Genomic DNA, 9,945 nt, shown 5'->3' on the forward strand with positions numbered 1-9,945 from the left:
GAAGAAAACACGGGTCAACGTCGGAGCTTGCGGAGCCGGGCTAGAAGAGCGAATCGCCGACTCGGGCGCCGGTCGACTCGGCGGACAGTCGCGTAAGTCGTTGTAGGAGCACGTCGAACCGGTGTGCCACCGCTCGTTCATCGCGAAAGGTTCGGCGCTCGACGAAAAGCCACCAGAGCCAACGAAATGGCGATAGCAAAGCCCCGCTCCGGTCGAAGGCGTCGATCAATTCGAGTTCTTCGCGCGTGAAACGGGGATCGTAAACCTGAACTAATTCGCTGCGAGTCGGTACGTCGTCGATCTCGAAGCTGCCGAATAGCCGCGCCAAGTCGACGGCCGGATGATCGACCGACATGGCGCCGAAATCGACGATGCCGGTGACGCGATCTCCGTCGAAGAGAAGGTGCTCTCGATGCACGTCGCGAATCACCGGCTGGAGGCGGTATTCGTTCGCGGCCACGAGCTTTAAGCGATCGTAAACCGCTCCGACCGCCGCAGCGAAGAGCGTGAAGTAGCGCTCGGCGCGCGTCTGCCATTCGGGCCGAACCGCCGAACCGAGCGCGTCGCGAACTTTTTGCACGTCGCCGCTCAGGCAACCTTTTAAAATGCGGAGCCGTTCGGCGATGCCGGGCGAATGGGCTCGCTGCACAAGGAAAGAGCTGCCGTCTTCGGCAGTTGCTTGGTGGAACTGAGCGAGCGCGGTCATCGCGGCGGCGAGCCGTTCCAAGCGCGGCCGTGGCGAGAGGTCCGCTTGGCCCGGCATCCAGGGTTCGAGTTGCCAGCGCCGGCCGGCAACCTCGACGAACGACTCGCCGGCCAGAGCCACGATCGGCACCGGAATGAACGAGCAGCCCCGGCGAAAAGCGGCTTCGAGCAGGCGATGGATGCCTCGCAGCTGGTCGTCGCTCGGATGCTCGGCCGGCCAACAACGCAGGGAAAACGTCCCCGCCGGGGCGACGATGCGGTAAACCTCGGCTCCGCTGAGCCCGGAACCCGAGACTGGCTCGGCGGTTGATGGGCGGAAACCCGTGGCGTAGCGATCCAAGATCGACGACAGACGTAGAAGATCCATGGCCGGGTGCTTCGCATCGAGGCGGGAGGTGCCGGGGCGGGAGCTGCCCGAGGCGGTCGGGCGATGTGCGTTCCCAGGTATAATCGGCAGAATTCCCCCGGCCGCTCCAAAAAGAAGCGGTTGCGCAAACTTAGCCGACTGTTGCCGATTCGCAACACCGGTAAGATGGGATATATTATACGATCTCCGAAAGGGGGAAGTTCTCCCTTCGACCCTGCCGGTGGGCACAGCGCTCGAGGCAGCTGAAACGAAGCCCGGCGTCGAAACGAAAGGTGCGACCAAGGTTGCCAAGTCGGAAGAAAACGACGAAGTCGCCGCGGAGCCGGAAGCCGCCGCGAAGCCGGCCGGAGCAGCCGCCGCAGCAGCCAAACCGGCGTCGAAATATCCGCCGTTTGCCGACGTCGCGAAAGACTTCACCCCCGTCGAAGGTTTGTTTCATCTCTATCGCAAAGATAGCCGGCTCTTGGCCGAAATCGAACCGAGCCACTTCGGCCGCGACTTCATCGTGCTCATCGCGATCGCCCGGGGCATCGGCGAAGGCTCGCTCTTGGGCGGCATGCCGGTCGGCTTCGGCGACGATTGGCTCTGGCAGTTCCGTAAGGTCGACGACAATATTCATATCGTGCGCCGCAACATCCGCTTCCGCGCCGCGAAGGGGAGCCCTGAGGAGAAGGCAGTGCGCTTCGCGTATACCGACAGCGTGCTCTATAGCTTGCCGATCATCACGATGGGCCCGCACGGCGGCGCGATCGTCGACTTCACGCAGATCTTCATCAGCGATCTGCCGCAAATCGGCGCCGAGCAGCCCGGCTTCTCGTTCTCGCCATCGAAATCGACTTGGGCCGCGGTCAAAGGTTTCAAAGACAACATCGAGCTCGAAGTCGCCGCGGCTTACAACCTCGCACCGAACGTGCAACTCGACGGCGTCGCCGACTCGCGCAGCGCCACGATCAACGTCCACTACTCGATCAGCGCCCTGCCGGAAACCGGCTACCAGCCCCGCATGGCCGACGATCGGATCGGCTACTTCCTCACGGTCTTAAAGGACTACTCGAAGAAGGGGGTCGACGACAACTTCGTTCGCTATATCAACCGCTGGGATTTGCAAAAGGCCGACCCTGCGGCCGAGCTTTCGCCGCCGAAGAAGCCGGTCGTCTTCTGGATCGAAAAGACCGTGCCGTTTCAATATCGCAAGCCGATCGCCGACGGCATCCTCGAATGGAATAAAGCGTTCGAGAAGGCCGGCATCGTCAACGCGGTCGAAGTGCGTCAGCAGCCCGACAACGCCGATTGGGATCCGGAAGATATCAACTACAACACGTTCCGCTGGATCACGGCTGGCGCCGGCTTCGCCATGGGCCCAAGCCGAGTGAACCCGCTGACGGGCCAGATTCTCGATGCCGACATCATCTTCGATGCCGACTTCATCCGTTTCTGGAAGACCGAGCTTGAGACGTTCACGCCGGCGAGCGTCGCCGCGTTGACCAACGGCCCGATCGAAATCGACAGCTACCGGGCCATGCTCGCCGGCTTGCCGTCGTCGCATCGTCATAGCTTGAACTGCCGCTGCGAACTCCACACCGGCATGACGCGCGAACTCGCGTTCGGTGCGGCCGTGCTGGCCGCGGCCGGCGATGCCGATCCGAAGGCCGCAAAAGATCCGAAAGCCGACGCCGAGAAGGCCGCTAAGGAACTCGATAAGATGATCATGCAAGGCTTGAAAGAAGTGGCGATGCACGAAGTCGGGCATACGCTCGGCTTGCGTCACAATTTCAAAGCGAGCACGTTATTCAAAGTCGAAGAGCTTAACGATGTCGAGAAGACCAAGGAAGTCGGCCTCACGGCTTCCGTGATGGATTACAACCCGACGAACATCGCCCGCAAGGGCACCAAGCAAGGCGACTACTATTCGACCACGATCGGCCCTTACGACATGTGGGCCATCGAGTACGGCTACAAGCCTTTTGCCAGCGGCGAAGGCGAAGAGTTGAAGAAGATTGCTTCGCGTTCGGCCGAACCGGCGCTGGCGTTCGCCACGGATGAAGATACCCGCGGCATCGACTCCGATCCGCTCGTCAACCGCTTCGACTTCGGCAAGGAGCCGCTCGATTACGCGAAGGCTCGCTCCGACCTGATCGAAAGCCTCTGGCCGGGCCTCGTCGATCGCGTTACCAAGACCGGCGACGGCTACCAACGGGCCCGCCAAGCGTTCGGCGTGTTGCTCGGCAACTACGGGTCGTCGCTGTTCTTCGCGTCGCGCTACGTCGGCGGCATCTACACGAATCGCGATCACAAGGGAGACCCGAACGCTCGTCCGCCGTTTGTCGTCGTTCCCGCCGAGAAGCAACGTGCGGCCTTGAAGCTGCTTTCGGAACGGATGCTCAGCGATAAGCCGTTCGCGTTCCCACCGGATCAGTACAACTATTTGGCTTCGACTCGCTGGAACCACTGGGGCGTCCGCTCGCCCGAACGGACCGACTACGCCGTTCACGACGTCATCCTCATGTGGCAGCAACGGGTGCTCGATCAGTTGCTCTCGTCGCTGACGCTCAAGCGCCTGCACGATGCGGAACTGAAGATCCCGTCCGATCAAGACGCGTTAACCGTTCCTGAATTGCTCGACGTGCTCACGACGTCGATCTACTCGGAACTCGACGATCTCAAGGCCGGCGACTACACGAACCGGAAGCCCGCCGTGAGCAGCTTGCGTCGCAACTTGCAACGTGCCTATCTCAAGCGTCTCGGCGGCTTGGCGCTCGGCCCTCAGGGCTCGTCGTCGGGCATTGCCGCGATGCTCGGCATCGCCAGTTCGAGTTCGAGCAATGTGCCGGAAGATGTGCAAACTTTGGCTTATGCCGAACTACAAGAGCTCGACGGCAAGATCGGCAAGGTACTCGCCGGCCCTGTAAAGCTCGATGCTTACTCGAAGGCCCACCTAACGGAGTCGCAGCAGCGCATCAAGAAGATTCTCGGTGCGCAACTCACCACGGCCCGACCTTAAGCTCCGACGCTGAAAGTCGCGTCTCTGTCGTCAGAATCTATTGCTTAAGCCGCGCGAACTCCGGTTCGCGCGGCTTGTTGCATTTTTCCGGGCCGAGTATTCTAAGGAGCGTTCGTCCTCCGATCCCCGAAACCGTTTTTAGGCGACTCGTGAAGCTGATCGTCGCAATCATCCAGCCGACTAAATTGAAGGCGGTTCGCGAAGCGCTCGTCAAAATCGAGGTCACGCGCATGACCGTCTGCGATGCGCAAGGCTACGGACGGCAGCGCGGACAGACCGAACTCTATCGGGGCAATGAATATAAATCGAACCTGTTGCGAAAGGTCGCCGTCGAGGTACTCGTCAACGACGACTTCCTAGACCGCACGTTGGAGACGCTGCAAGCAGTCGCCCGCACCGGACCCGAAGGCTCGATCGGCGACGGCAAGATTTTCGTGATGCCCTGCGAACGAGTGATCCGCATCAACGACACGCTGACGGGGCCGGAAGCGGTGTAGAAGAGAAGGCCTAATGACTAATGTCTAATAACTAAGGAATGACGAAGACCTGGTACTCACCTAGCTTTCGGCGACATTCTTTCGGGCTTCGACATTCGTACTTTGTTAGTCATTAGACATTAGTCATTGGTCATTCCTAAACCGAGCATGCCCTGTATGTCCGTCGTTCTTCTCTCCGCCGATCTCATGTGCATGTCGAAGGTGTCGAGCGCCGCGGCTCAGGTCGGGGTGCCGTGTACTTCGGCGATGAGCACCGCTGCGCTGGAGGACAAGCTGGTCGAAGGGACACGGCTCGTCTTGCTCGACCTGACGACTCCCGGGCTCACGCCGAGCATCTTGGTTCCCAAGCTCCGCACGTCGCTCAAGACCCGGCCGCGCATCGTGGCCTTCGGTCCGCACGTGCAAGGAGAGTTGTTGGAAGAGGCCGAAACATCCGGCTGCGACAGCGTCTTCACGCGCGGCGAGTTCCACGCCAAGCTGCCGCAGATCATCTCGCAGTTCGTCGCCGTGGCCGAGTAGTTTGCGATCGCTCTAGCTTGACGGGGGGGGGGCCGAAGAGGAGTCGCTCGCCGGCGTTGGCGTATTCGAGGTCGGCGAATTCGAGCTCGGGCTCGTTGCGGCCGGTTCGACGCTCTTCGGGACGACCGGCACTCCGGCAGCGTCTTTCTCCAGCGGCGGCAGCCCGAACGCTTCGGGCGACTCGTCTTGATAGAGCTCGCTGAGTTCCGCGCCGTCCGCGTCGTGTCGCAAGAGGAGGTAGATCGCGGAGATCGCCGTCCAGAAGAAGCCGAAGGCATAGCCGATCACGATCAGCCGCACGCCCCCTTGCCAGAAGCCTAGGAGCGACATGCCCCAACGGTCGACTTGACTGTAGCCCGGCGTCTTCGCGAGTGCGTCGTGCATCAGCGCGTTTCCGCTCCCCCAACTCACGCTCCAAGCGGTAAGCGTTTCGACGGCGGCGGCGAAAAAGTTGACCAAGATCAACCCGAGCGATCCTAAGATCGTCGCCGCAACGACGTAGAAGAGGTAGTGGAGCGGTCGCTGGTAGACGTAGGAATACGAACGGCTCAAGGCATCGAAGCTGTCGCTCCCTTCGGCGCTGATCGTGGCATGCATCAGCGGCCACCCGACGCTCAGCCCCGTCATCAGCACGGCCATCACGATGCCGCCGATCAACGCCAGCGGCCAAGCGAGCCCGGCGAAGAGCAGCGAGGCGCGCATCAACAACCCCAGCAGCAACAGCACCAGCGTCACCAAGCACACCCCGCCGAGCGGCAAGAGCGGCGCGGCGAAGTAAGAAGGCCAGCGCTTACCCGCGTGCCGGAGCACGGAGCCGAGCGAGGCCGGTTCTTCGCGCGTCAGTTGAAGGAGCGCGCTGCGCGTGATCGCACCGCCGAACAGCCCCCAGACGGCCGCCGACCAAACGACGCACGATGTCAGAAACAACGCTCCCACGAAGCTCTGCGAGAGCGCGAAAAGTTGAAAAACCGGTGCGCTGAGCCGTTCCCAAGGATCGGTCGTCGCATCGCGCGGCTTCGCACCCATGTCCGGCGAGTCGATGTCACCAAATTGAAATAAGCCGAATGACGAACGGAACCCATCCGCAGTCCAAGGGCAGCTCGTGTAGTGCGGCAATCGTCGTTGCAACTCGGCATCCGACGTGTGCGAGAAAACTTGCGCAATCAGCCACCAGCCGAAGATCGTCAACAGCACTCCGGCCGAGGCCAGCGTCAGCGTGCGGGCCTGAATCGCCAAGCGAAACACTCGCCCCTTCACGAACCAGCGGACGAAATGTCCCCACGCGATTCCTGCGAGCTTCGCCAAGTCGTCCGTCATGCTGTCGTATCTCCCAGGAGCCGAATAAGGGCTCCGCAGCAGGCTAGTGAATGCCGGCATTATAGGCAGGAAGCACAGGCCCGCAACCGGAACCAACCGTAGCGCTTGCGGTTTCGCGAGCCATCGAAGCCTAAGGCTTCACCCGCCGAACTCGATGGTTATCGCTGTCGCCGATGAAGATCGTGCCGTCGGGCGCGAAGCCGATCGCGTGCGGGTTTGCGAGATGGGCTTCGGTTGCGGGCCCGCCGTCGCCGGAGAACTTCGCCGTTTTCGGCACTCCGGCCACGATCGAGACCGTACCCTTCGCCGGATCGATTCGGCGAATCAAGTGGTTGCTGCTGTCGACGACGTACACCAACTTATCCGGCCCGACGGCGATTCCCTTCGGGCTATCGTATTGCGCATCTTTCGCCGGCCCTTCGACGACGGCAAAGCCGCGCTTGCCGGTGCCCGAGACGTGATGCAACGTCCCTTTCGCGAGATCGAGCCGCCACACGCTGCTCCCTTCACGCAGCGCGATCCACATCGTTTCGCCGTCGATGTCGAGCGCGCGAGGGCCGAAGATCGGCGAGCCGACGGCCGTGGCCCCTTCTAGTGGAATCGCCTTCTCGCCATTCCCGGCGACGGTCGTGATGACGCCGGCCTTCGCGTCGACTCGGCGAATCCGGTGGTTGCCGATATCGGCGATGTACAAGTTCTCCATCGCGTCGAACGCGAGGCTGTGCGGAGTTTTGAGCAGGGCTTCGGTCGCCGGGCCGCCGTCGCCGGAGAAACCGGCTTTGCCGCCGATGCCCGCGAAGGTCGAGATCGTTTTCGTCTTGGCATCGACGCGGCGAATCACATGGTTCGCCATGTCGGTCCAATAGAGATTGCCGGCGCGATCGAAGCGCAATTCGTGCGGCTCGGCGATCAACGCTTCTATGGCTGGCCCGCCGTCGCCGGCGAAGCCCAGCTTGCCGCTCCCGGCGTAGGTCGACACCTCGCCGGTCTTTGCGTCCCAGCGACGAATCCGATGCATACCGCGCTCGCAGATATACAGCGCCCCATCGGGCCCGAACGCGACACCGAACGGTTGGTTGACGTTCGTTTCGAGCGCTTTGCCGGTCGGCCCGTTATTGGTCCCCCGGCCGCTGCCGACGACGGTGTCGATCAGGGCCGCTTCCGTCAGGTGTATGGCGATGCCCGACGGATCGAATAACCAAGCGGCAGCGAGTAGCGTGGAAGCGAAGAAAGTTTTCGTCATGCGAAAGACCCCTGAAAACGGCGCCGCATCGGCTTTATGATGGTTGGTTTGTAAACCACAACTAACCGGCATGCAACCAGATGCGAATCAAGAGCTTATGCGTGTTCTGCGGTTCGAGCTCGGGCAACGCGCCCGAGTATGCGATCGCCGCCGCTGCATTCGGCCGGCTCGCTGCCGAACGTGGCATCGAACTCATCTACGGCGGCGGTCGGGTCGGCTTGATGGGGGCCGTGGCCGACGCTTGTTTAAGCAGCGGCGGTCGGGTCGTCGGGGTCATTCCCGAAGCGCTCGCGACGAAGGAGCTCGCGCATCAAGGATGTACGGAGCTGCACGTCGTCGGATCGATGCACGAACGGAAGGCCCTCATGGCCGAGCGGAGCGACGGCTTCGTCGCCTTGCCGGGAGGGATCGGCACGTTGGAAGAGTTGTTCGAAGTCTGGACCTGGGGACAACTCGGCCTGCACGAGAAGCCCTGTGGGCTACTCAACATCGCCGGCTTTTTCGACAAGCTGCTGGAGTTTCTCAACGCGACGGCCGCCGACGGCTTCATGCACCAAGAACACCTAGCGATGCTCACCACGGCAACCGACGGCAGCGAGTTGATCGAACACTTCGAAAACTACCAACCGCCTGACGTCAGGAAATGGCTGCGGTGGGAAAGTGAAAAGTAAAAAGGCAAAATGCAAAAGTGCGGAGACGTTCTGGATCTCCGAGCTGACCACCGACCACCGACCACCGACCACTACTTCCCCATCCCCTTCGCATACTCCCGAAACTCCCGCATCTCTCGTTCATACCCGCCGGAGAGAATCGGAAACCGGCACCAAGAGCGCGGATCGAGGTTCAAGTCGTCGACGTGGAAGCTTGGTGCAATCCGTTCGCGCTTCCATTGGTTGCGGCACCAGAGCTTGAAGAAGCGGTCGATCCATTCGACGTGCTGCTCAAGTGTGTACTCGGGAAACTCGACCCGCAGCTTTTGCAGAATCTCGATCGGAATCAACTTGTCGCGAATCGCATGGCGTTCGATGTGGTTCAGCAACTCATACGGCATGAGGTCCGCTTCGTCGGTTTGCTTCGAGTCGGGCGGGCGCAGTTCGGCGGTCGGCGCTTGCACGTTCACCGCCTTGAGCGCGGCGATCGGATGCAAGCCTGCCGGGCCGATCGTCTCCAGCCACACCAGCCAACGCCGCAGATACGTTTTGTCGATACCGGCGATCGGGCTCAGGCCGCCGCTGGTGTCGCCGTCCATCGTCGCGTAGCCGACCGCCGCTTCGGAGCGATTGCTCGTCGCGAGCAGCAGCGCGCCGCGCAGATTCGCAATCATCCACACACCCGGCGACCGAACTCGCGCTTGAATGTTTTGCAGCGCCAGATCGTCGGTCTTCCAATCGAGCGGCCGGCGGATTGCATCCGCGATTAGGTCGACGTAGCCGCGATGAAGGGCCGAGATATCGAGCACCATGAAGTCGGCATGCACGGCCGCGGCCACATCGCGAGCCGCGTTGAGCGTCACTTCGCCGCTATTTTCCGTGGCTTGGTACACGCACGTGAGGAGCTTATTCAGCACTTCGGCCGACGTCGCGCAGCCTTGCACGCCGCGGCAGTATCCGAGCTTGGCGAGGAAGCGCTGGAGCCCGAGTTCTTGCACGCCCCGCTCGACGGCCAGCGACACCAAGCAAGCGACGGCCGACGAATCGGCACCGCCGCTGAGCGAGACGACAAACCCATGCGATCGGCTTTTGCGAAGGTAATCAAATAGCGCCAGCGGCACTGCACGTGCGAACTCTTCTTCTTTGACGTAAGCCCCATGCTCCCAACGCGGCTCGCGCACAACCGTCGGCACGGGGGCAAGCGTTGGAAACGAGAACGGCGCTTCGATGCACGAGTCGTGGCCGTGCAGATCCGGGCGGAAACTCCCGGTCCGCGATTGCTTCATTCGGGTCTCGTCGACGTCGATCAGCGCCGTCGTGATTCGGGCGTCGTCGAACGTGAAGCGAGGCCCGGTCGCGAGCAGTTCGCCGCCGGAAGCGATGATCGCGTCGCCGTCGTAAATGGCCCGGCCGGCTTCGTTGCCCAGCAAGTTCGCGTAAACATAGCTGACGTTGAAGGCCCGAGAGCCTTCGAGCACGAAGCGTTCGCGAACCTGATACTTGCCGAACGAGAAGTGGCTTGCGCTCGGGTTGAGAATCACATCGACGCCGCGCAGCGCGAGGTCGCTTCCCGGGCGGTCGGCAACCCAGGCATCTTCGCAGATCTCGAAGCCGATCCGCACTAAGCCGCATTCGAAAAAGATGTC

Annotated in this window: 8 protein-coding genes; 4 read left to right on the forward strand and 4 right to left on the reverse strand. The window is 61.8% G+C overall.

The window, feature by feature from the left end:
- Positions 1 to 40: 40 nt before the first annotated feature.
- On the reverse strand, positions 41 to 1,072 hold the full coding sequence (locus K8U03_26245; GenBank protein ID MCE9608399.1) for a phosphotransferase: 1,032 nt from the start codon (positions 1,070 to 1,072) through the stop codon (positions 41 to 43).
- On the opposite strand from K8U03_26245, the gene K8U03_26250 reads away from it, so the two are divergent.
- From K8U03_26250 to K8U03_26260, 3 genes are all read left to right on the forward strand, one after another.
- A complete protein-coding gene (locus K8U03_26250) occupies positions 1,071 to 4,073 on the forward strand; it encodes a zinc-dependent metalloprotease (GenBank protein ID MCE9608400.1) in 3,003 nt (1,000 codons plus the stop codon). The genes K8U03_26245 and K8U03_26250 overlap by 2 nt on opposite strands.
- A gap of 149 nt (positions 4,074 to 4,222) precedes the next feature.
- Positions 4,223 to 4,570: a P-II family nitrogen regulator gene (locus tag K8U03_26255; GenBank protein ID MCE9608401.1), complete on the forward strand. Its 348-nt coding sequence runs from the start codon at positions 4,223 to 4,225 to the stop codon at positions 4,568 to 4,570.
- A gap of 156 nt (positions 4,571 to 4,726) precedes the next feature.
- Positions 4,727 to 5,089: a hypothetical protein gene (locus K8U03_26260; protein ID MCE9608402.1), complete on the forward strand. Its 363-nt coding sequence runs from the start codon at positions 4,727 to 4,729 to the stop codon at positions 5,087 to 5,089.
- Positions 5,090 to 5,101: 12 nt separating this feature from the next.
- On the opposite strand, the gene K8U03_26265 is transcribed toward K8U03_26260, so the two are convergent.
- Together K8U03_26265 and K8U03_26270 are read right to left on the reverse strand one after the other, a co-directional pair.
- Positions 5,102 to 6,406 (reverse strand): hypothetical protein, encoded by a 1,305-nt coding sequence (locus K8U03_26265; protein ID MCE9608403.1) that lies wholly within the window; start codon positions 6,404 to 6,406, stop codon positions 5,102 to 5,104.
- 130 nt (positions 6,407 to 6,536) lie between these two features.
- On the reverse strand, positions 6,537 to 7,649 hold the full coding sequence (locus K8U03_26270) for a hypothetical protein (protein MCE9608404.1): 1,113 nt from the start codon (positions 7,647 to 7,649) through the stop codon (positions 6,537 to 6,539).
- A gap of 80 nt (positions 7,650 to 7,729) precedes the next feature.
- On the opposite strand from K8U03_26270, the gene K8U03_26275 reads away from it, so the two are divergent.
- Complete coding sequence (locus K8U03_26275) at positions 7,730 to 8,320, forward strand: TIGR00730 family Rossman fold protein (GenBank protein ID MCE9608405.1); 591 nt, start codon at positions 7,730 to 7,732, stop codon at positions 8,318 to 8,320.
- Between the two features lie 71 nt (positions 8,321 to 8,391).
- Here K8U03_26275 and nadE read toward each other — a convergent pair.
- Positions 8,392 to 9,945: NAD(+) synthase (gene nadE, locus K8U03_26280; protein MCE9608406.1), on the reverse strand; the 1,554-nt coding region annotated here is incomplete at its 5' end.

It is taken from the genome of Planctomycetia bacterium (assembly GCA_021413845.1).
In the GTDB taxonomy this organism is placed as follows: domain Bacteria; phylum Planctomycetota; class Planctomycetia; order Pirellulales; family PNKZ01; genus PNKZ01.